Origin of the sequence: Microvirgula sp. AG722 (assembly GCF_003269145.1) — a bacterium.
In the GTDB taxonomy this organism is placed as follows: domain Bacteria; phylum Pseudomonadota; class Gammaproteobacteria; order Burkholderiales; family Aquaspirillaceae; genus Microvirgula; species Microvirgula aerodenitrificans.
The window spans coordinates 396362-416534 of record NZ_QLTJ01000002.1 but is presented as its reverse complement, the minus strand read 5'-3'; the positions used below and the strand labels follow the sequence as shown (position 1 = coordinate 416534).

Here is a 20173-nt window from a genome sequence, read left to right as displayed (position 1 = left end):
TAGACTGGTCGTCTAGTTGGTGGGGAAATGAAAGGCCGGTGTCGTGGTCACACCGGCCGGAACAGGGATCAGTCCGGTTGCGGCAGGCGCCGCCGGGTTTCGTCCAGCGCCCGTTGCAGTGGAGCCGGGTCGCGCAGCACCTTGGTTCGCAGCGCGGCACCCAGCCACATCGAGTACAGGGCTTCGGCCAGTGCATCGCAATCGTCGCCGGCCGTGGTCGAGCCGTCGGCAACGGCCGCCGCGATGGCGGCAGACAGCTTGCCGACCACCTGGTTCATGCCGTGCGCGAGCGCTTCGCGCATTGGCTCGGACAGATCGCAGACCTCGCCCGACAGCTTGACCGCCAGGCAACTGCCGTGATTTTCAATATCGCAGGCGCCGTGCAGCCAGGACGCAAAATAGGCCAGCAGCCGGTCGCGCATCGGGCCGGGCACGCCGTCGGCGAAAAGCGTTTCCATCCGGCTGGCGTAGCCGGCGAAGTAGCGTTCCAGCAGCGCTTCACCGAAGTGCTCCTTGGAACGGAAGTAATGGTAGAACGATCCCTTGGGCACGCCGGCTGCCGTCAGCAGCTCGGTCAGGCCGACCGCGGTGAAGCCGCGACCGAGGATCATCGGCTCGGCGACGGCAAGAATGTGTTCGCGGGTATCGTGCGACGGTGAGGCTTCAGTCATCATGGGGACATGGTATTAGACCGGTCGGTCTAATGCAAGCCCCGGCGACGAACGCAAGGCTTCCGCGGGCCGGCGGCCTTTGTCAGCCCGCCATCGCCGCGCCATACTGTAGCGGCCGGCGAGCCGCGACGACCTGCTGGCCGGCATCGTGATTCATGACGAGAGGAACAGGAATGAAGCTGTACTACACCCCGGGCGCGTGCTCGATGGCGGTGCATATCGTGCTGGAAGAAGCCGGCCTGCCGTACGACCTCGAACGCATCAACCTGCGTGCGTCACCGCGCCTGACCGCCGATGGTCGCGACTTCCGCACCATCAACCCGCGCAACTATGTGCCGGCGCTGGCCCTGCCGTGCGGTACGGTGCTGACCGAGGCGGCAGCGATCATGCAGTACGTGGCTGACCTGGTGCCCGGCAAGGGGCTGGTACCGCGTGCCGGCACGCTGGAACGGGCGCAACTGGCGGAATGGCTGAACTTTATCGCCACTGAAATCCACAAGGGCACGGGGCCGCTGTGGGATGTGGATGGCCAGAACTCGGCCGGGATGAAGCAGCGTGCCTGGGCCCGGCTCAGCCTGCGACTCGACGATGTCGAAACGCGCCTGGCGGGGCGGGACTACCTGAACGGCAGCTACAGCGTGGCCGATGCCTATCTGTTCACCTGCCTGGGCTGGCTGGGCTTCCTGCATCATTCGCTCGATCGCTGGCCGCGCATCAAGGCGCTGCGCGCGCGGGTGTTCAAGCGGCCGGCCGTGCAGGCGGCGATGACGGCGGAAGGACTGCTGGGCTAGTCATCGCGCCGGGCCTGCCCCCGTCGGCCGGAAGCTGCACATCCTGTGCCGCTTCCGGCTTTTTCATGCCGGAATCCCGGCCTGCCACCGGCGCAGCGCGTTTCCGGTGTGACTAGGTGTTTCAATATTTTTACAATAAAAACAGGCCCTTAACATAATGTGTCATTATGTACTGGCTATACTTACATTTGCTAAACCTTTCGCCATTGGGTCGTCGGCATGACTGCCCTAGTCTGGGGGTACGCAACAAGCACACCGAAACCGAACAACAACGGAAAGGATGCACCCCCATGAATACGACCCGAAACCGGATGTTCCAGCATGCGACCCCGTGGCTCCTCGCTTCCTCGCTGGTCTTCAGTGGCGCGGCGATGGCGGACACCCTCGGCCAGAGTATCGACAAGGCCGGCAGCAAGATCGAGAGTGGTGCAAAGCAGGCGGATGCCTATATCGACGACAGCGCGGTGACGGCCAGGGTCAAGGCTGCGCTGCTGGCCGACGAGCAGATCAAAAGCCTCGATATCGGCGTGGAGACCCAGCAGGGCGTCGTGCTGCTGTCAGGCTTCGTCAACGATATGCAGCAGTCGTCGCTGGCCGCGCAACTGGCGGCGAACGTGCCCGGCGTCAAGGAGGTCAGAAGTGACCTGAGGCTGAAGGACGGCGGTGACAAGGGCGCCAGGGGCTATCTCAGCGATACGGCCATCACCAGCCAGGTGAAGGCGGCGCTGCTGGCCGATGCCGATGTGAAGTCATTTCCGATCAGCGTAAGTACCAGCAATGGCCGGGTCCAGCTCAGCGGCGTGGTCAGGAACAAGGCCCAGGTGCTCCGCGCGGCGGAAGTCGCCGGCGGCATCCAGGGCGTCACCTCGGTCAAGAACGACCTGCGGGTGAAGTAATTCCCGCCCGGCACGCATTCCCCCCACCCATGTCGCGGCCCGTTCCGGCGCGTCAGCACCGAAGGAGACAGACATGTTTCGTTGGGGCGTCATTTTTCTGATTGTCGCACTGGTTGCGGCCGCGCTTGGATTCGGCGGTCTGGCCGGTACGGCAGCCTACGCGGCCAAAATCGTTTTTGTCGTTGGCCTCATCCTCTTCGTGCTCAGCCTGTTTTCCCGTCGCGGCTGACCGGCCGCTCCGGGGCACGAAGTCCAACCTGCAAGGAGAAAGACCATGAACAGTGATACGTTTGAAGGCAAGTGGGAACAACTGAAGGGCAAGGTCAAGGCCGCCTGGGGCGAGCTGACCGATGATGACCTGACCCGCATCAATGGCAAGGTCGAGCAGCTCAACGGCCTGATCCGCGAGCGCTACGGCCGAACGAAGGAGCAGGCGGAAACCGAAATCCGCGCCTTCCTCGACCGCCACAAGTAACCGGCGTTCACCTACGGCAAGCCCGCAGACGGAAAGGTCTGCGGGCTTGCTGCTGTCTGCCGTCAGTCCTTGCCGTACAGCGCCAGCGCACGCTGCCGCTGCACGGCATGGTCGACGATCGGCGCCGGATAGTCATGCGACAGCCGGAAGCCGGGCGGCAACTGCCTGGCCTGCCACGGCGCGTGGATGGCCTTGTGGTCCAGCGCGGCCAGTTCCGGGACGAAGCGGCGGATGAAATCGCCGCGCGGGTCGAATTTCTCCGACTGGGTGACCGGGTTGAAAATGCGGAAGTATGGCTGGGCATCGCAGCCGGTCGAGGCGGCCCACTGCCAGCCGCCATTGTTGGCGGCCAGATCGAAATCCAGCAGCTTTTCGGCGAAATACGCTTCGCCATGGCGCCAGTCGATCAACAGGTCCTTGACCAGAAAGCTGGCACTGACCATGCGCAGCCGGTTGTGCATCCAGCCGGTCCGGTTCAGCTGACGCATCGCGGCGTCGACCAGCGGATAGCCGGTCCGTCCCTCGCACCAGGCGTCGAAATGCTGCGGGTCGCCGGGGAAGGCCAGGCCCTCGTACTCCGGCTTGAACGACCGCCCTTGACCGACCCGGGGATGGTGCCAGAGGATCTGGTGGTAGAAGTCGCGCCAGATCAGTTCGTCGAGCCAGCACATCGCGCCGTCCGAACCGTCGGCCCAGGCGAACTGCGCCAGTTGCCGGATCGAGATCGTGCCGAAGCGCAGGTGGACCGACAGCGCCGACACGCCATTGTCGGCCGGGTAGTCGCGCAGGGTGCGGTAATGGGCGATGCGTGGCTGAAAGGCCGCAAACAGGGCCTGCGCGCCGGACATCCCGGTCGGCACGCCGGGGTCGGCCGGCGCAAAGCCGAGTTCGGGCAGGGACGGGAACGGTTGCGGCGGCAGCGGCGCCAGTGCTGTCAGGTAGCGTTCCACCGGATAGGCCTGCAGGAAGAACGGATCGAGCTTTTTCCGCCATGCGTTCCGGTACGGCGTATAGACGCTGTAGGGCGTCCCGGATGCGGTCAGGACCTCGTCACGCTCGAACAGCGTCACGTCCTTGCTGGTGAGCAGCGTGCGCCCGTCGGCGGCCAGGGCGGCAGCCACGGCATCGTCACGGGCGATGGCGGCCGGGTCATCGTCGCGGTTGGCAAACACGGCGCCGGCACCCAGCGTGCGAGCCAGTTCGGGAATCGCCTCGCAGGCATCGGCATGGCGGACCAGCAGATCGCTGCCGTGCTCGCGCAGCGCCTGCTTGAGTTCGGCCAGCGAGCGGTGGATGAAATCCACCCGGCGGTCGGCCCTTGGCAGTGGTTCGAGAATGGCGCGGTCGAATACGAAGACGCACACCACGCTCCGGCTGTGCTTCAGGGCCTGGTACAGCGCGGCATGGTCGGACAGCCGCAGGTCGCGGCGGAACCAGCAGATCGAGATATCAAAGCGTGTCATCGCGTACCGGAGAAAAACGGCAAGGTGTCGAGTGTACGGGATGGCGGCCGACGACAATAAAAAAGGCGCCACCGCAGTGACGCCCAAGGCTTTGATTCAAGCTTGCGTGAAGAACACCCTGCTGGCCGATGCGCGGCACAGCATGGGAACAATGTACGACCGCCCGTTCGTGCCGGCCATGGCTAAGCAGCACGTCATTGACCGGGGTCAAGTACGGCACAAAAGCCCGTTTCGCCAAGGGTTTGCCTGCGACCGCCATATCCGGCAGGCTGCCGCACGGGTACAATGCGCGCCGTTTTGCCGTTAAAGCCGGTCGGCCGCTCCAGGACGACCACAGAAGGATTCTCCCCATGGCCATCCAATGGTTCCCCGGTCACATGCACAAGGCCAAGCGCGAGTTTGCCGACAAGCTCGCCGAAGTCGACGTGGTGATCGAGATGTGCGATGCGCGTCTGCCGATGTCGTCGTCCAACCCGATGATTTCCCGTCTGCTCGAGACCCGGCGGCCGAAGCTCAAGATCCTCAACAAGCAGGATCTGGCCGACCCGGCCACCACCCGGGACTGGCTGGCCTGGTTCGCCTCGCAGCCGGGGACCGGCGCGATTGCGCTCGACAACGGCGAGAGCAATCCGAAAAAGAAGATTATCGACGCGGCGCGCGCGCTGGTGCCCGGTCGGGTGATCGGTGCGGACCGGCCATTGCGGCTGATCGTGTGCGGTATTCCCAACGTCGGCAAATCGACGCTGATCAACAGCCTGATGGGCAAGAAGATCGCCAAGACCGGCAACGAGCCCGCCATCACCAAGGCGCAGCAGCGCATCCAGCTGACCGACGAAGTCGTGCTGTTCGATACCCCGGGCATGCTGTGGCCGAAGATCGAGCATGAGCGTTCCGGCTATGCGCTGGCCGCCAGCGGCGCCGTCGGCCGCAATGCGATGGACGAGGCCGAGGTGGCGCTCGAACTGCTGGCGATGCTGATGCCGGTCTACCCGGCCGAACTGATGGCGCGCTACAACCTGAGCGCGCTGCCGGACAGCGATGTAGCACTGTTCGAGGAAATCGGCCGTCGCCGTGGCGCCATGCGTGCCGGTGGCGTGCTGGACGAGCAGAAGGCGGCCGAAGTGGTGCTGAACGACTTCCGCGACGGCCGTATCGGCCGGCTGACGCTGGAAACGCCGGCGCAGTGGGAGGTCATGGCCCAGGAAATCGAAGCCCGGCTCGAAGCCGAGCGGCTGGCTGACGAGGCCGACCGCGCCGAGCGCAAGGCGCGGCGCGAAGGCCGCAAGGACAGCGCCGAGTAGCATGCAGGGCACAAAGAAGGGGACCGCGAGGTCCCCTTCTTTTATTCGTCGCTGTCTATCCCCAGCTCCTGCACCTTGCGTGTCAGCGTGTTGCGGCCGAGCCCGAGCAGGGACGCCGCCTCGACCCGGCGCCCGCCGGTGTGCGCCAGTGCGGTGCGGATCAGCGTGCCCTCGAACTCGCGGGTCAGCGCGTCGATGATGCCGGTCTCGCCTCGGCGCAACTGCTCGGCGGCGACGGCGGCCAGGCTGCCGGCCCAGTCGCCGGCTGTCGCCGGATGGTGGCCTGCGACCGCGTCCCCGCCGCTTTCCTTCAGCTCCGGCGGCAGGTCGGCCGGCTCGACGGTCTGGCCCGGTGCCATCACTGTCAGCCACTGGCACAGGTTCTCCAGCTGGCGGACATTGCCTGGGAAGGCATAGTCGGCCAGCTGGGCCATGGCGGCTTCCGACAGCCGCTTGGCGTCGACGCCAAGGCTGGACGCGCTGCGGGCCAGGAAATGCCGGGTCAGCAGCGGGATGTCCTCGTGGCGCTCGCGCAGCGGCGGCAGACGCAGGCGGATCACGTTCAGGCGATGGAACAGGTCCTCGCGGAACTGGCCGTCGCGCACGCGGGATTCCAGGTTCTGGTGGGTGGCGGCGATGACCCGCACATTGGCCTTGATCGGCATATGGCCGCCGACGCGATAGAACTGCCCGTCCGACAGCACCCGCAGCAGGCGGGTCTGCAGCTCGGTCGGCATGTCGCCGATTTCATCCAGGAACAGCGTACCGCCCTCGGCCTCCTCGAAGCGGCCGCGCCGTTGCGCGGTGGCGCCGGTGAAGGCACCACGCTCGTGGCCGAACAGCTCGCTCTCCAGCAGATCGCGCGGGATGGCGGCGGTGTTGATGGCGATGAACGGCTTGGCGGCACGCGCCGAGTGGCGGTGCAGCGCCTGCGCGACCAGTTCCTTGCCGGAGCCGGATTCGCCGGTGATCAGCACGGTGACGCTGGACTGGCTGAGCCGGCCGATGGCGCGAAACACGTCCTGCATTGCCGGCGCCTGGCCAAGCAGCACCGGCAGCGGTTCCAGCGTGTCCGCCGGGCGGTCGATGCTGGCGACCTCGCCGAGTGCGCGTTCGACCAGCTGGACGGCCTGGTCGATGTCGAACGGCTTGGGCAGGTACTCGAATGCGCCGCCCTGAAAGGCCGAAACGGCGCTGTCGAGATCCGAGTGCGCGGTCATGACGATGACCGGCAGTTGCGGATGGTCAGCCTTGATCTTGCCCAGGAATTTCAGTCCGTCCGTGCCCGGCATGCGGATATCGCTGACTATCACCTTCGGCGTGTCGTCGTACATGGCGTTCAGGGCATCGTCGGCATTGCTGAAACTCTGGAAGGCGATGCCGGCGCGGGCCAGTGCTTTTTCCAGAACCCAGCGGATGGACTTGTCGTCGTCGATAATCCAGACCGGTGCAGTGGTCATGCGCTTTTCTCCAGGAACGGCAGGAGCACGGTAAAGCAGGTGCGTCCTGGCCGGGATTCGAACTCGATGGTTCCTTGGTGCTGATGCACGAAGGTCTGTGCCAGCGTCAGGCCCAGTCCGGTTCCCTCGGCCCTGCCGGTCACCAGCGGGTAGAACACATGGTCGTGCAGGTCGGGCGGGATGCCGGGGCCGTCATCGATGATCTGCAATTCCAGTGCCAGCGCGTAGCGGCGGCGTGCCAGCGTGACCTGGCGGGCGATGCGGGTTTTCAGGCGGATGGTGCCGTGGCCGGCCATGGCCTGTGCCGCGTTCTTGACGATATTGAGGACGATCTGGATCAACTGCTCCTTGTCGGCGGTCAGCATCGGCAGGCTGATATCGTAGTCGCGGAGAACGTGCAGTCCGTCCGGATACTCGGCCAGCAGCAGGCTGCGCACCCGTTCCAGCACTTCGTGGATATTGACGTCGTCCTGCACATGGCGCCGGTTCGGCGCCAGCAGGCGGTCGACCAGCGATTGCAGGCGCAACGCCTCGTTGCGGATGACATCGAGGTACTCGGTCAGGTCCGGGCGGTCATCGAGTTCCAGTGCCAGCAACTGCGCGGCACCCCGGATGCCGCCAAGCGGGTTCTTGATCTCGTGGGCGAGATTGCGGATCAGCTCGCGGTTCGCCTGCTGCTGGATCAGCAGGCGTTCCTCGTTGGCGATGCGGATCTGCTGGTCGATCGGCCGCAGCTCCAGCAGCGCCGCCGCGCCGTTGGCGTCGATCGGCGTCAGCGAGCAGTACAGGTGCAGGTGCAGCTGGTTGGTGGTGTCCAGCGTCAGATCGTGTTCGGTGAAACTGACATCGTTGTCGACGGCGGTGGCCAGGCCGCGCATCAGCGGCTGGGCATTGACGAACAGGCTCGACAGGGTGTGGCGGACCAGTTCGCGACTGCCCAGCGCCAGCAGGTTTTCGGCTGCCGGGTTGGCGTGGAGGATGGCGCCCTCGCGGTTGACGGCGAGGACCGCCGTGTCGAGCAGGGCAAGACCGGCGAAAACGGAATCGGGCATCGGCAGCCAAAAGGGAATGAATAACGACGATAAAGCAAAATGCCTGCCATGTGGCCGGCACCCGTGCCGGGCTCAGCGCGGACGGTCGGGCAGACGGCGCGGCGCGGGCCGGATGTCCATGTCGATATCGCGTACCGGTGCCGGCTGGCGATCACTCGCTGGCGGGATCGGTGCGATGGTGCCGAAGCGGGACGGCGGCGCATACGGCGCGGTCGGCACCGGGCGCGAGAGCCGGATGTCGGGCGGCGTCGGGTATGGTGTCGTGCCGTCCACCGGCACGGGCGCGGCGGTTACCGGCAGCGCCAGCAGCGCAGCCAGCAGCGGAAGGGCGGGGCGCAGAGTCATGCTGCCGATGATACGCCATCGACCGGGTCGGAAAAGGCTGAAAAAAGTGACCACGTCGAACGGACGGGCGAAGCGGGGTTTCCCCGCGGCGGCGGGGACGGAAGCGGGGCAGATCCTGTCAGCCGGCGTGCACCGCGCCACGGTGAACGTCGGTGCCCGGCCGTGCAAAAAAACCGGGGGACTGTCGTGTGACAGTCCCCCGTATCAGCCGGGCGGGCTCCCGGTGTTCCGGTGCCCGCCCTGCCAGGCCCTTACAGGCTGTAGTACTCGTCGAACTCGACCGGGTGCGGCGTCATGCGGATGCGGTTGACTTCCTGCATCTTGAGTTCGATGAAGGCATCGATCCACTCGTTGCTGAACACGCCGCCACGGGTCAGGAAGTCGCGGTCCTTGTCGAGCTCGCCCAGCGCTTCGTCCAGCGACGCGCAGACGGTCGGGATCAGCTTGTCTTCTTCCGGCGGCAGGTCGTACAGGTTCTTGCTGGCCGGTTCGCCCGGGTGGATCTTGTTCTGCACGCCGTCCAGGCCGGCCATCATCAGCGCGGCGAAGCACAGGTACGGGTTGGCCGAAGGGTCCGGGAAGCGCGCTTCGATGCGGCGGGCCTTCGGGCTGGCCACGTGCGGAATGCGGATCGAGGCCGAACGGTTGCGGGCCGAGTAGGCGAGCTTCACCGGGGCTTCGTAATGCGGCACGAGGCGCTTGTACGAGTTGGTGCCCGGGTTGGTGATCGCGTTCAGCGCCTTGGCGTGCTTGATGATGCCGCCGATGTAGTACAGCGCGAAGTCGGACAGGCCGGCATAGCCGTCACCGGCGAACAGGTTCACGCCGTCTTTCCAGATCGACTGGTGAACGTGCATGCCCGAGCCGTTGTCGCCGCAGATCGGCTTCGGCATGAAGGTGGCGGTCTTGCCGAAGCTGTGGGCGACGTTCTGCACCACGTACTTGGTGATCTGGGTCCAGTCGGCGCGCTGGGTCAGCGTGCTGAAGCGGGTGCCGATTTCACACTGGCCGGCGGTCGCCACTTCGTGGTGGTGCACTTCGACCGGCACGCCGAGTTCTTCCAGCACCAGGCACATTTGCGAGCGCATGTCCTGGAAGCTGTCGACCGGCGGGACCGGGAAGTAGCCGCCCTTGACGCGCGGACGGTGGCCGGTGTTGGCGCCGTCGAGCGGATCGGCGGACGACCAGGCGGCTTCTTCCGAGTTGATCTTCACGTGGCAGCCGGACATGTCGGCGTGCCAGGTGATGCTGTCGAACACGAAGAATTCCGGTTCCGGACCGAAGAAGGCGACATCGCCGATGCCGCTGGCCTTCAGGTAGGCTTCAGCGCGCTTGGCGATCGAACGCGGGCAGCGGTCGTAGCCCTTGCCGTCGGCCGGATCGACCACGTCGCAGGTCATGAACACCGTCGGTTCGTCGTAGAACGGGTCGATGAAGGCCGTCGCCGGGTCGGCGATCAGCAGCATGTCGGAGGCCTGGATACCCTTCCAGCCGGCGATGGACGAGCCATCGAACGCATGGCCGTGCTCGAACCAGGCTTCGGCATCTTCGGTCAGGACGTGCGCCGGGATGGTGACGTGCTGTTCCTTGCCCTTGGTGTCGGTAAAGCGCAGGTCAACGAACTTTACGTCGTTATCCTCGATCAGTTTCTTAACGTCGGCAGCCGCCATACAAATCTCCCAAAGTGTTCAGGTGTTACGAGTCGTTCAAGTTGAGGTCCGGGCGCACCGGATAGCTGGCAGAAAACATAGCAGAAACTGTGCCATGCCCGCTGTCGCGGCATTCCCGGGGACTGGACGCCGTCCCGTCCGGCTCGCTCAACGGCATGATGCACCATAAGCGTGCAATTTGCCGTGCGGTGGCACAAAACCGGTGCATTGCTGACGGGCATGCACCGGTTTGGACCGTCCGGCGACTGCCGGACAAGCCTTGTCATTGTCCGTGCATTCGCTGCTACTATAATCGCCCGAACATGACACCCGGCTTGCTGGCTTCGCGATGGACGACACAATTGACACAATTCTGGCCCGGGCCGCGACACGCGGACGCGAAGCGGGCAGCGCCTATGCCGGTGAGGTGACCCCGGCGGAGGCCTGGCGACTGGTCGAACTGGGCGCCGCGCGCCTGGTCGACGTGCGCAGCGCTGCCGAGTGGAGCTTTGTCGGCATGCCGCCGTCCGCGACCGGCATCGAATTCAGGACCTGGCCCGGCATGCAGCCCAATCCGGCCTTTGCCGGCCAGCTCGAAGCGGCGGTGGCGAAAGACCTGCCGGTCCTGTTCCTGTGCCGCAGCGGGGTCCGCTCGGTGGCCGCCGCCACGCTGGCGGCCGGGCTGGGCTACCAGGCCTACAACATCCTCGACGGCTTCGAGGGCCCGCTCGACGGGCAGGGCCAGCGCAACCGCCTTGGCGGCTGGCGTGTCAGCGGCCTGCCATGGCGGCAGGGCTGAGCCGCCCCGCGACCGAATTCCGAATTTCCCTTTGCGATAGTGACCATCATGACCCAACGCTACGCCGTTATCGGCAACCCGATTGCGCACAGCCAGTCGCCGTACATCCACCTCGAGTTCGCCCGCCTGCAGGGAGTGCCGCTGGCCTATGAACGCCTGCTGGCGCCGCTGGACGGCTTTGCCGCCAGCGTGCGCGATTTTGTCGCCGGCGGCGGCCACGGACTGAACGTGACCCTGCCGTTCAAGCTCGAAGCGCATGAGCTGGCGCGGCAGCACCTGACCGAGCGTGCCCGTGCGGCCGGGGCCGTCAATACGCTGACTTTCCGCGATGGCGAGGTCCATGGCGACAATACCGACGGTATCGGCCTGACCCGTGACATCACCGTCAACCTCGATGTCGCCATCGCCGGCAAGAATGTGCTGGTGCTGGGCGCCGGCGGCGCCGTGCGCGGCGTGCTGCTGCCGCTGCTGGAGCAGAAGCCGGCCAGCGTCACCCTGGTCAACCGCACGCTGGACAAGGCGCAGCAGGTTGCGGCCGACTTCGCCGGCTGGGGCCGGATCGAGGTCTGTGCGTACGAGCAACTGGCCGGACGCCACTTCGACATCGTCATCAACGGCACGTCGGCCGGTCTCAGCGGCGCGCTGCCGCCGCTGCCGGACGGGGTGCTGACCGACAGCGAGCTGGTCTACGACATGGTGTACGGCAAGGGCCTGACGCCGTTCCTGGCGCGGGCGCAGGCCGAACGGGCCGGCATGCTGTCCGACGGACTGGGCATGCTGGTCGAACAGGCGGCCGAGTCGTACCGGATCTGGCATGGCGTGCAGCCGGAGACACGTCCGGTGATGAACAGCCTTCGCGATTTGCTGGCATGACTGACGGCTGCGCCGTTACATGCCCGACCCACGGCCGGTTCTTCCGGCTCAGACTGCTGATAAAGGTGGGCACCGACGGTCACCGTGGCGTCGGTGCACGCCCGACTGACAGGATCTGCCGTGAGTACGGCAGTCTGTCTGATTGACTCCTGCGTCTTCCGTCCCCGCCGCTGCGGGGAAACCTCGCTTCGCTCGTCCGTTCTTCAATGGACGGGGTTTGTGGGCAGTCTGGGCCGGTTCTTCCGGCTGTTTTCTTTTTTGCGGAGCTTTTCGTGAAGTTGCTTTTCAAGCTGGTCGGTCTGCTGGCCGCGGTGTTCCTGCTGTATCAACTGTGGCTGTTCGGGCACATCCTGTACTGGAAGTGGAACAACCCGTCCACGACCGCCTTCATGACCGAACAGCAGGCCGTGCTGGCCGAAACCAATCCCGATATCGAGATCCGCTATCGCTGGGTGTCGTACGACCGCATTTCCAGCAACCTGAAGCGGGCGCTGGTCGCCAGTGAGGATGCCAAGTTCCTTGCCCACGAGGGATTCGACTGGGAGGGGATGCAGACCGCCTGGGAGAAGAACATGCAGAAGGGCCGCATCGTCGCCGGCGGCTCGACCATCAGCCAGCAACTGGCGAAGAACCTGTTCCTGTCGTCCAAACGCACGCCGTGGCGCAAGGCCGAGGAGGCCATCATCACCGTGATGCTGGAAGCGGTGATGGACAAGCGGCGCATCTTCGAGATCTATCTGAACGTGATCGAGTGGGGCAATGGCGTGTTCGGCGCCGAAGCGGCGGCCCGGCATTACTACAAGACCGGCGCGTCGCGGCTGTCGGCGTCGCAGGCAGCCAGACTGGCGGCCATGGTGCCGAATCCGCGCTATTACGATGATCACCGCAATGATTCCCGGCTCCGGCGCAAGGCTGCCATCCTGCAGCGGCGAATGGCCTACGCCGACATCCCGTAATGTTTGCGCCGCATCATTGCGCCGGTGTCCGGCGCGCGTGGCGCACGCCGGATCGCGATCGACGCGATGGCGTGCGGCGCAGCAATTTTCGTCAGCAGTCTGGCGTGGTTTATTGCGCCGGCGTTACAATTCGCGCCCTCTGTGTACTCTGCCGGGCGCACCTTTCCCCGGCTCCAACCATGGACTTACCCAGTTACCCGCCGCCTTCTCCCTACAAACATAACGACTGACGTATTCGCCGGCGCCGATCTTCCGTGCGGGTACGGGAGACGACTTGCATGACCGTCGATACCACAAGAAACCAGGACAACCTCCAGGCCAGCCTGACGCAGGTGCAGAACCTGCTGAACCGCATGCAGCTGGTCGAGGATCTCGTCCACAAGCAGGACATGCCTCGCCAGCAGCTGGTCGAGAATCTGGTCCACAAGCAGCACAGCGCCGAGTTGAGCAAAAAGCTCGACCAGCTCCACCCCGCCGACGTCGCCTACATTCTTGAATCGCTGCCGCTGGACGAGCGGCTGCGGGTGTGGGATCTGGTCAAGGCCGACCGCGATGGCGACATCCTGCTCGAAGTGTCCGACGCGGTGCGCGAGACGCTGATCGAGTCGATGGACCGCGAAGAGCTGGTCGCCGCCGCCGAACAGCTTGATGCCGACGAACTCGCCGACCTGGCGCCCGACCTGCCGAGCCAGGTGGTGTACGAGGTCATGGGCGGCCTGGACCTGAAGGAACGCGAGCAGCTGCAAAGCGCGATGTCGTACCGCGAGGACCAGGTCGGCGGCGTGATGGATTTCGAGCTGGTCAAGATCCGCGCCGATGTGACACTGGAAGTCGTGCTGCGCTATCTGCGCCGCTTCGAGGAACTGCCCGACCACGCCGACAAGATCTTCGTCGTCGACGACGAGGAAACCCTGGTCGGCGTACTGCCACTGAACAAACTGCTGATTTCCGATCCCGAATCCGAAGTGTCGTCGGTCATGGCGCGCGATGTGGTCACCTTCCTGCCTGACGACGACGTCGGGGATGCGGCCCAGGCGTTCGAGCGCTATGACCTGGTGTCCGCACCGGTGGTCGACAGCAATTACCGGCTGGTCGGCCGGCTCACGGTGGCCGACATGGTCGACTACATCCGTGAGGAGAGCGAGAGCGAAGTGCTCAGCATGGCCGGCCTGAAGGAAGAGGAAGACCTGTTCGCCGGCGTGCTGGCCTCGGTGAAGAACCGCTGGGCGTGGCTGGCGGTCAATCTGTGCACGGCCTTTGTCGCCAGCCGGGTGATCGGCGCCTTCGAACATTCGATCCAGAACCTGGTCGCGCTGGCGGCACTGATGCCGATCGTGGCCGGGATCGGCGGCAACTCCGGCAATCAGACCATCACCATGATCGTGCGCGCACTGGCCATGGGCCAGATGCAGCTGAACCAGGCATGGCGGTTGTGGCGCAAGGAAATCGGCGTCAGCGTCATCAATGGCCTGGTCTGGGGCAGTGCGCTCGGCGTACTGGCCTGGGCGCTGTACGGCAGCTGGCAACTGGGGGTGGTGATGACCACGGCGATGACGCTGAACCTGGTGCTGGCAGCGACCATGGGGGTGATGATCCCGACGCTGATGCAGAAACTGGGACGTGATCCGGCGCTGGGTTCCAGCGTGCTGATCACTGCCTGTACCGATTCCGGCGGCTTCTTCATCTTCCTCGGTCTCGCCACCGTGTTCCTGATGTGATGCGGACCGTCGCCGAACTGCTGGCCGGCAGTGGCCTGCCGAGGCTGGAAGCGCGCATGCTGCTCGAGCAGGCGGCGCGCATCGGCCGTACCCGTCAGTCGACCTGGCCCGAGCTGGAAGTGCCGGAGGCCGATGCCGCCCGCTTCGATGCGCTGGTCGCCCGCCGGCTGGCCGGCGAACCGATCGCCTATCTGGTCGGGGTGCGCGAGTTCTTTGGCCGGGATTTCCATGTGGCGCCCGGCGTACTGATTCCGCGGCCGGAAACCGAAGTGCTGGTCGAGTTTGCCCTCGCGCATCTGCCACCGCAGGCGCGCTGTCTGGACATGGGCACCGGCAGCGGTGCCATTGCCGTCAGCATTGCGCTGGAACGGCCCGACACCGACATGACGGCGCTTGATGTGTCGCCGGCGGCGCTGGCGATCGCCAGCGGTAATGCCCGCGACCTTGGCGCACGCTGCCGCTTTCTGCTGTCCGACTGGTTTGCCGCGCTGGAAGCCGGCGAGACGTTCGATCTGATCGCCTCGAATCCGCCCTATGTCGCCAGTGGCGATCCGCACCTGGAACAGGGGGATCTGCGTTTTGAACCGCCGGGCGCGCTGACCGACTTTGCCGACGGCCTGCAGGCGATCCGCCTCATTGTCGCCGGCGCGGCATCGCGCTTGCGGCCGGAAGGCTGGCTGGCGATCGAGCACGGCTACGACCAGGGAGAGGCCTGCCGCACGCTGTTTGCGGCGGCCGGGCTGGAGCGGGTCGTCACGCTGCACGACCTGGCCGGGCTGGACCGGGTCACGGTCGGCCAGCGGGCTTGATCTGATGCGTATGCCAGTGTCGTCACTGCTGCGATAATGCATAACGCCGCCCGAAAGGGCGGCGTGAGCTGGTGCAGGGAGAAGGAAGCGGCGCGGCAGCAGACCCGCCGTTACGCTTCACTCTCCCGAATGCGGGGGCCGATCAGTGGTGATGGCCGCCTGCACCGTGCACGTGACCATGGTCGAGCTCTTCCTGGCTTGCCGGGCGGACTTCGGCCACCGTGGCGACGAAGCGGATGGTGTGACCGGCCAGCGGGTGGTTGCCGTCAACGACGACCTTGCCTTCGGAGATGTCGGTCACGCGGAACACGACGACGTCGCCGGTTTCCGGATCGTCAGCTTCAAACATGGTGCCGACGTCGATTTCCACGTCGTCAGGGAACACGCTGAGGTCTTCGACGCGGACCAGCGATTCGTCCGGTTCGCCGAACGCATTGTCCGGGTCCAGCTTGACGTCGATGTTGTCGCCAGCGGACTTGCCATGCAGGGCTTCTTCCACCAGCGGGAAGATGCCATCGTAGCCGCCATGAAGATAGCTGATCGGCTCTTCGGTCTTGTCGATCAGGTTGTTGTCGGCGTCGTACATCTCATAGTTGAGCGACACGACGGTATTCTTGGCGATTTGCATGAGGGTTTTCCTGAAAGAGTTTCGGGCTCACGGCCAACGCCGTGCTGCCCGGCATTGTAATGTAATCCGGAGGGCCCGCCGAGCCGGGCGCCATATGAAAATGAAAACGCCGATCTCTTTTCTGGGCGGATTGACCGCCGAGCAGTTCCTGTCCGAATACTGGCAGAAAAAACCCCTGCTGGTGCGGGGCGCCTTTCCCGACGTCGGTCCGCATGCCGATCTGGCGGTGCTGTCGGCGCTGGCGCAGCGTGATGACGTCGAGTCACGGCTGATCGAGTCGCGCGCGGGGCGCTGGTTCGTCGAGTCCGGCCCGTTGCGGCCGTCCCGGCTCGCCCGCCTGCCGGAAAGCGACTGGACCCTGCTGGTACAGAACGTCAACCACCACCTGCCGCATATTGCCGACCTGCTGTGGCAGTTCGATTTCCTGCCGTATGCGCGCATTGACGACCTGATGATCAGCTATGCGCCACCCGGCGGGACGGTCGGGCCGCATTTCGATTCCTATGATGTGTTCCTGCTGCAGGTCGGCGGCCGCAAGCGCTGGCAGATCGGCAGCCCGGACAACCAGCGGCTGCAGGAAGGCGCGCCGATCAAGGTACTGGACTCGTTCACGGCGCTCGATACCTGGGAGCTGGCGCACGGCGACATGCTGTACCTGCCGCCGAAGCTGTCGCACTACGGCGTCGCCCTCGATGCCGGCATGACCTATTCGGTCGGCTTCCGTGCACCGACGGTGCAGGAAATGGCAACCCAGTTCCTGGTGCATCTGCAGGACTCGATCTGTCTGGACGGCATGTATGCCGATCCGGGACTGCGTCCGGTCGACGCACCGGCCCGCATCGGCGACGACATGGTCGAACAGGTCGCCGCGATGCTGGAACGCATTCACTGGGATCGCGACACGGTGGCTGATTTTCTCGGTCGTTACCTGAGTGAGCCAAAACCGCACGTGTTCTACGAGGGCCCGGACGCGGCGCTGGATTTCGACGCATTTGCCGATGCGGTGGTGGAGCAGGGCATCAGGCTGGACCTGAAGAGCCAGATCCTGTTCACCGACGACGCGGTGTACGCCAACGGCGAGCGGCTGGAGACCGGGGCAGAGGATGCCGCGCGCTGGCAGCAGTTCGGCAACGCCCGTCATCTGGCGGGGGCGGCCGTGTCCGACGGCATGCTCGACGCGCTGTACGAGGGATACGAGGCCGGTTACTGGCAACTGGGTGAAAGTCGCCCGGCTGCAGACTGAAACAGCCGGTAAAAGTCGGGCCCGGTGAACGGTTGATGCTTGAATACAACAGTTCGCCGGGGGGGCGGCGCCCCTTGCAGCGTTGTCCAATGCGTCGCTTTGTTACCAAGGGTGAGTGTTTTCGGCAGCATTGTTATCCGAATCTTATAGATAAACCTGATTGACATACTTGCCGGCCACAAATGCCGACAAAACCGCTATTTGGCGTTTCAGTACCGGTTTGCTTTGTAACGCTTTGTAAGATGAACGCAGATGGTCGCAGATCGAACATTCTGCCGCCTTTTCCGAACATCAAAACATGCTACAATCCGCCCCAACAGCTAACCGTAATGCAACACACACCTCGGGTTGGCTGCTGTCTTTGTCCAACGCTACTTCCCAAATAGGTATACAAATGAAACAGTCGCTCCTCGTTGCTGCCCTGCTGGCCGTTGCCCTGACCGCTTGCGGTAAAAAAGAAGAAGCTCCGGCTGCTGACGCTGCTGCTCCGGCTGCTGAACAACAAGCTCCGGCTGCTGACGCTGCTGCGCCGGCTGCCCCGGCTGCTGACGCTGCCGCTCCGGCTGCTGACGCTGCTGCCCCGGCTGCTGACGCTGCCGCCGCTCCGGCTGCTGACGCTGCTGCTCCGGCTGCCGCTCCGGCCGAAGAAAAGAAGTAATCTTTACTTCTCCAGCGAAAAAGCCGACCTAGGTCGGCTTTTTTGTTGCCCGCCGCTGGCGGGAGATCCATGCAGATACGCCCACGGCTTGTGCCCGGGCGTATTTGCATGTGTGCTTGCGCAACGGCAGGCATGAAAAAACCCCGGGAGGGCATCCCGGGGTTTCTGTCGTTTCTGCTCAGCGCAACTGGGTGGCCAGTTTCTGCAGTGCGGCGTCGCGCACCTTGCCGTCGACCGGCTGACCGTTCGGGTCGAGCAGGCTGACGCGGCTTTCGTTGTCACTGACCTGCTTGACCACGACGCGGTAGCTGAACTCCTGGCTGACCTTGCTGCGGGTGTCCGGTTTGTCGCGCCAGAAGGCGAGGCTGGACCAGAAACCGCTGTCGTCGTCGCCCTTGCTGTCGGCATCGCTCTTGGCCGGACGAACAAAGTAGGTCCCCGCCGTGCGGTCGCGGTCGGTCACGATCAGGCCGGTGCGGTCCAGCGCCAGGCCGGTACGGCGCCAGGCGCGGTCGAAGCCGTCGTCGACGACAACACTGTCGCCATCGACACGCGCGCGCGAGCCGGCGGCCTGCTGCGACTTCGGCTGGGCGGCCTGTTCGACGGCATCCTTGGCCTTCTTCTCGTCGGCGCCGAGGGTGACCATCAGGCGGCTGAGGAATTCGGCTTCGAGCTCGGGATCATCCGGGCGCGATTGCCACTTGGTGTCGTTCTTGCCTTCGGTAAAGCTCTCCACCATGCCGCGATGGCTGATGTAGATCTCGACATCGCTGCCGTGGCGCTCGAAGCGGGTGCGGAAGCGGTCGCGTTCCGGCGTCGAGTACAGGCCGTCGAGGCCGACTTTCGACAGCAGGTTGCGCAGCCCGTCCTGCGGGATCTTGGCGCGGTTTTCCGCCCAGTCGGTTTCCATGATGCCGACCTGCGGCTCGTCGCGCTTCAGCACGAAGCCGTTGTCCTGCCAGAACTCGCGCACTTGCGGCCACAGCTGCTCGGCGCTCTTGCCGCTGACGACCAGCCAGCGCTGGGTGCCGGCGCGCTCGATCTTCAGGTTGGCGCTCGGCGAGGCGGCGACCTGGGCGGTGCCGGCAGCAATTGCGGACTGCTGCGACTGCTGCGATTGCTGCTGGCTGGCCAGACCACGGGCGGTCACGCCGCCGGACGGCAGCGCGAAGTTGTTGGTCAGGTCAGGCGCGGTCAGGTCCGGCGGCACTTCCAGCGTGCGTTTCGGCGCCGGGGTATCGCTCTGGTAGTCGATCTTGGACTTGCCGCCTTCGGTGGTCGAAGAGCAGGCGGCGATGCTTGCCGTGGCAATCAGAAGGGGAATCAGGTGACGGCGTTTCATCCGTGCTCCGTAAGAATGGTTCAGATCAGGTTGGCAGCGACCAGCGCGGCTTCGACTTTGGCCTGGCCGGCCGGGGTCAGCGGGACCAGCGGCAGGCGGATACCGCCCGCGATGCGGCCCATGCGTTCGAGTGCCCACTTGACCGGGGTCGGGTTGGCTTCGCAGAACAGGTTCCTGTGCAGATCCTGCAGCGGATTGTTGATGGCGCGCGCCGCCTTCACGTCGCCGGCCAGTGCCGCGCGGCACAGATCGGCCATCTGCTTCGGGGCGACGTTGGCGGTGACCGAGATCACGCCATGGCCGCCACAGAGCATGAAGGCCATGGCAGTGGCGTCGTCGCCGGTGAACAGCGCGAAATCCTTCGGCGCCCGCTTGACCAGGTCGCAGCAGCGTTCGAGGTCGGCGGTGGCGTCCTTCAGGCCGACGATATTGTCGATCTCGGCCAGGCGCAGCGCGGTATCGTTGCCGAGGTCGGCGACGGTGCGGCCCGGCACGTTGTACAGAATGACCGGGATGTCGACCGCTTCGGCAATCGCGCGGAAGTGCTGGTACAGCCCTTCCTGGGTCGGCTTGTTGTAATACGGCACCACCGACAGCACATGGCTGGCGCCGAGGCGCTTGGCCTCGCGGGTCAGCGCAATCGCTTCGTGGGTCGAGTTGGCGCCGCCACCGGCGATGACCGGGATGCGTCCCGCCGCGCGCTTGATGACCGACTCGACCACCTGCAGGTGCTCGTCGACCGTCAGCGTCGCTGACTCGCCGGTCGTGCCGACGGCGACGATGCTGCTGGTGCCGGACTCGATGTGAAAATCGACCAGACGGTCCAGCGACGCAAAATCGACGCTGCCGTCCTCGAACATGGGGGTCACGATCGCGACCAGACTTCCGCTAAGCATGGGACTGCCTGTCATGTGTTCAAGGTTTACGAGCGCAGGATTGTAGCCCAAATCTTTCGCCGCGCGCGAATGCGCCCGGCATGCAATCGTAATGAATTGTTGCGGCGCGACGGCATGGGTCGGTGACGGACTGCTGTGATAGAATCCG

The 20173-nt window shown here is 65.0% G+C and carries 20 protein-coding genes and 1 pseudogene; 12 read left to right on the top strand and 9 right to left on the bottom strand.

Features of this window, described 5'->3' with window-relative positions; translation table 11 throughout:
• Positions 1-68: 68 nt before the first annotated feature.
• The gene (locus tag DFO50_RS05535) at positions 69-674 is read right to left on the bottom strand and encodes a TetR/AcrR family transcriptional regulator (RefSeq protein WP_036384647.1); all 606 of its coding nucleotides are present in this window, start codon (positions 672-674) and stop codon (positions 69-71) included.
• 170 nt (positions 675-844) lie between these two features.
• Here DFO50_RS05535 and DFO50_RS05530 point away from each other — a divergent pair, with 170 nt between their 5' ends.
• The 4 genes from DFO50_RS05530 to DFO50_RS05515 all read left to right on the top strand — a co-directional run bounded on the left by DFO50_RS05530 (position 845) and on the right by DFO50_RS05515 (position 2833).
• Entirely contained in the window at positions 845-1462 is a 618-nt protein-coding gene (locus tag DFO50_RS05530) for a glutathione S-transferase N-terminal domain-containing protein (RefSeq protein ID WP_028497590.1), read from the top strand.
• A gap of 290 nt (positions 1463-1752) precedes the next feature.
• A complete protein-coding gene (gene osmY / locus DFO50_RS05525; protein WP_084299675.1) occupies positions 1753-2358 on the top strand; it encodes a molecular chaperone OsmY in 606 nt (201 codons plus the stop codon).
• 73 nt (positions 2359-2431) lie between these two features.
• Positions 2432-2587 (top strand): DUF1328 domain-containing protein, encoded by a 156-nt coding sequence (locus DFO50_RS05520; RefSeq protein ID WP_084299677.1) that lies wholly within the window; start codon positions 2432-2434, stop codon positions 2585-2587.
• Positions 2588-2632: 45 nt separating this feature from the next.
• Entirely contained in the window at positions 2633-2833 is a 201-nt protein-coding gene (locus DFO50_RS05515) for a CsbD family protein (RefSeq protein WP_028497592.1), read from the top strand.
• A 62-nt stretch (positions 2834-2895) separates the two neighbouring features.
• Here DFO50_RS05515 and DFO50_RS05510 read toward each other — a convergent pair whose 3' ends face one another.
• A complete protein-coding gene (locus DFO50_RS05510) occupies positions 2896-4296 on the bottom strand; it encodes a deoxyribodipyrimidine photo-lyase (RefSeq protein ID WP_112692169.1) in 1401 nt (466 codons plus the stop codon).
• A gap of 40 nt (positions 4297-4336) precedes the next feature.
• Here DFO50_RS05510 and DFO50_RS05505 point away from each other — a divergent pair, with 40 nt between their 5' ends.
• Together DFO50_RS05505 and ylqF are read left to right on the top strand one after the other, a co-directional pair.
• A complete protein-coding gene (locus DFO50_RS05505; RefSeq protein ID WP_028497594.1) occupies positions 4337-4603 on the top strand; it encodes a hypothetical protein in 267 nt (88 codons plus the stop codon).
• A gap of 43 nt (positions 4604-4646) precedes the next feature.
• Positions 4647-5597, top strand: coding sequence for a ribosome biogenesis GTPase YlqF (ylqF, locus tag DFO50_RS05500; protein ID WP_028497595.1), 951 nt, complete (start codon positions 4647-4649; stop codon positions 5595-5597).
• Between the two features lie 41 nt (positions 5598-5638).
• On the opposite strand, the gene ntrC is transcribed toward ylqF, so the two are convergent.
• The 4 genes from ntrC to glnA form a co-directional block, all read right to left on the bottom strand.
• Positions 5639-7057, bottom strand: coding sequence for a nitrogen regulation protein NR(I) (ntrC, locus tag DFO50_RS05495; protein WP_028497596.1), 1419 nt, complete (start codon positions 7055-7057; stop codon positions 5639-5641).
• Complete coding sequence (glnL, locus tag DFO50_RS05490; protein WP_028497597.1) at positions 7054-8109, bottom strand: nitrogen regulation protein NR(II); 1056 nt, start codon at positions 8107-8109, stop codon at positions 7054-7056. The genes ntrC and glnL overlap by 4 nt, the downstream gene beginning before the upstream one ends.
• 72 nt (positions 8110-8181) lie before the next feature.
• On the bottom strand, positions 8182-8454 hold the full coding sequence (locus tag DFO50_RS05485; RefSeq protein WP_107889364.1) for a hypothetical protein: 273 nt from the start codon (positions 8452-8454) through the stop codon (positions 8182-8184).
• Between the two features lie 251 nt (positions 8455-8705).
• Positions 8706-10124 carry a type I glutamate--ammonia ligase gene (glnA, locus tag DFO50_RS05480; protein WP_028497599.1) on the bottom strand — a complete coding sequence of 473 codons (1419 nt, stop codon included), beginning with the start codon at positions 10122-10124 and terminating at the stop codon, positions 8706-8708.
• 328 nt (positions 10125-10452) lie between these two features.
• Here glnA and DFO50_RS05475 point away from each other — a divergent pair, with 328 nt between their 5' ends.
• The 5 genes and pseudogenes from DFO50_RS05475 to prmC all read left to right on the top strand — a co-directional run bounded on the left by DFO50_RS05475 (position 10453) and on the right by prmC (position 15258).
• Positions 10453-10902: a rhodanese-like domain-containing protein gene (locus DFO50_RS05475; protein ID WP_028497600.1), complete on the top strand. Its 450-nt coding sequence runs from the start codon at positions 10453-10455 to the stop codon at positions 10900-10902.
• A gap of 48 nt (positions 10903-10950) precedes the next feature.
• Positions 10951-11775: a shikimate dehydrogenase gene (gene aroE, locus DFO50_RS05470; protein ID WP_028497601.1), complete on the top strand. Its 825-nt coding sequence runs from the start codon at positions 10951-10953 to the stop codon at positions 11773-11775.
• A 272-nt stretch (positions 11776-12047) separates the two neighbouring features.
• A complete protein-coding gene (gene mtgA / locus DFO50_RS05465) occupies positions 12048-12731 on the top strand; it encodes a monofunctional biosynthetic peptidoglycan transglycosylase (RefSeq protein WP_028497602.1) in 684 nt (227 codons plus the stop codon).
• 440 nt (positions 12732-13171) lie between these two features.
• Positions 13172-14449 (top strand): annotated as a pseudogene (gene mgtE / locus DFO50_RS05460) (magnesium transporter); the annotation flags it as partial.
• A complete protein-coding gene (gene prmC, locus DFO50_RS05455; RefSeq protein ID WP_107889366.1) occupies positions 14449-15258 on the top strand; it encodes a peptide chain release factor N(5)-glutamine methyltransferase in 810 nt (269 codons plus the stop codon). The pseudogene mgtE and the gene prmC, both read left to right, overlap by 1 nt.
• A gap of 142 nt (positions 15259-15400) precedes the next feature.
• Here prmC and DFO50_RS05450 read toward each other — a convergent pair whose 3' ends face one another.
• A complete protein-coding gene (locus DFO50_RS05450) occupies positions 15401-15886 on the bottom strand; it encodes a peptidylprolyl isomerase (protein WP_028497605.1) in 486 nt (161 codons plus the stop codon).
• 100 nt (positions 15887-15986) lie between these two features.
• Here DFO50_RS05450 and DFO50_RS05445 point away from each other — a divergent pair, with 100 nt between their 5' ends.
• Positions 15987-17129 carry a cupin domain-containing protein gene (locus DFO50_RS05445; RefSeq protein WP_028497606.1) on the top strand — a complete coding sequence of 381 codons (1143 nt, stop codon included), beginning with the start codon at positions 15987-15989 and terminating at the stop codon, positions 17127-17129.
• A gap of 836 nt (positions 17130-17965) precedes the next feature.
• Here the strand turns inward: DFO50_RS05445 and bamC are convergent.
• On the bottom strand, positions 17966-19129 hold the full coding sequence (gene bamC, locus DFO50_RS05435) for an outer membrane protein assembly factor BamC (protein WP_028497607.1): 1164 nt from the start codon (positions 19127-19129) through the stop codon (positions 17966-17968).
• 20 nt (positions 19130-19149) lie between these two features.
• Positions 19150-20025 (bottom strand): 4-hydroxy-tetrahydrodipicolinate synthase, encoded by an 876-nt coding sequence (dapA, locus tag DFO50_RS05430; protein ID WP_107889367.1) that lies wholly within the window; start codon positions 20023-20025, stop codon positions 19150-19152.
• Positions 20026-20173 lie beyond the last annotated feature (148 nt).

Excerpts from the sequence above, each read along its gene's own strand:
- DFO50_RS05535 (WP_036384647.1), bottom strand. The coding sequence starts at position 674 with ATGATGACTGAAGCCTCACCGTCGCACGATACCCGCGAACACATTCTT.
- DFO50_RS05530 (WP_028497590.1), top strand. The coding sequence starts at position 845 with ATGAAGCTGTACTACACCCCGGGCGCGTGCTCGATGGCGGTGCATATC.
- osmY (WP_084299675.1), top strand. The coding sequence starts at position 1,753 with ATGAATACGACCCGAAACCGGATGTTCCAGCATGCGACCCCGTGGCTC.
- DFO50_RS05520 (WP_084299677.1), top strand. The coding sequence starts at position 2,432 with ATGTTTCGTTGGGGCGTCATTTTTCTGATTGTCGCACTGGTTGCGGCC.
- DFO50_RS05515 (WP_028497592.1), top strand. The coding sequence starts at position 2,633 with ATGAACAGTGATACGTTTGAAGGCAAGTGGGAACAACTGAAGGGCAAG.
- DFO50_RS05510 (WP_112692169.1), bottom strand. The coding sequence starts at position 4,296 with ATGACACGCTTTGATATCTCGATCTGCTGGTTCCGCCGCGACCTGCGG.
- DFO50_RS05505 (WP_028497594.1), top strand. The coding sequence starts at position 4,337 with ATGGCGGCCGACGACAATAAAAAAGGCGCCACCGCAGTGACGCCCAAG.
- ylqF (WP_028497595.1), top strand. The coding sequence starts at position 4,647 with ATGGCCATCCAATGGTTCCCCGGTCACATGCACAAGGCCAAGCGCGAG.
- ntrC (WP_028497596.1), bottom strand. The coding sequence starts at position 7,057 with ATGACCACTGCACCGGTCTGGATTATCGACGACGACAAGTCCATCCGC.
- glnL (WP_028497597.1), bottom strand. The coding sequence starts at position 8,109 with ATGCCCGATTCCGTTTTCGCCGGTCTTGCCCTGCTCGACACGGCGGTC.
- DFO50_RS05485 (WP_107889364.1), bottom strand. The coding sequence starts at position 8,454 with ATGACTCTGCGCCCCGCCCTTCCGCTGCTGGCTGCGCTGCTGGCGCTG.
- glnA (WP_028497599.1), bottom strand. The coding sequence starts at position 10,124 with ATGGCGGCTGCCGACGTTAAGAAACTGATCGAGGATAACGACGTAAAG.
- DFO50_RS05475 (WP_028497600.1), top strand. The coding sequence starts at position 10,453 with ATGGACGACACAATTGACACAATTCTGGCCCGGGCCGCGACACGCGGA.
- aroE (WP_028497601.1), top strand. The coding sequence starts at position 10,951 with ATGACCCAACGCTACGCCGTTATCGGCAACCCGATTGCGCACAGCCAG.
- prmC (WP_107889366.1), top strand. The coding sequence starts at position 14,449 with ATGCGGACCGTCGCCGAACTGCTGGCCGGCAGTGGCCTGCCGAGGCTG.
- DFO50_RS05450 (WP_028497605.1), bottom strand. The coding sequence starts at position 15,886 with ATGCAAATCGCCAAGAATACCGTCGTGTCGCTCAACTATGAGATGTAC.
- DFO50_RS05445 (WP_028497606.1), top strand. The coding sequence starts at position 15,987 with ATGAAAACGCCGATCTCTTTTCTGGGCGGATTGACCGCCGAGCAGTTC.
- bamC (WP_028497607.1), bottom strand. The coding sequence starts at position 19,129 with ATGAAACGCCGTCACCTGATTCCCCTTCTGATTGCCACGGCAAGCATC.
- dapA (WP_107889367.1), bottom strand. The coding sequence starts at position 20,025 with ATGCTTAGCGGAAGTCTGGTCGCGATCGTGACCCCCATGTTCGAGGAC.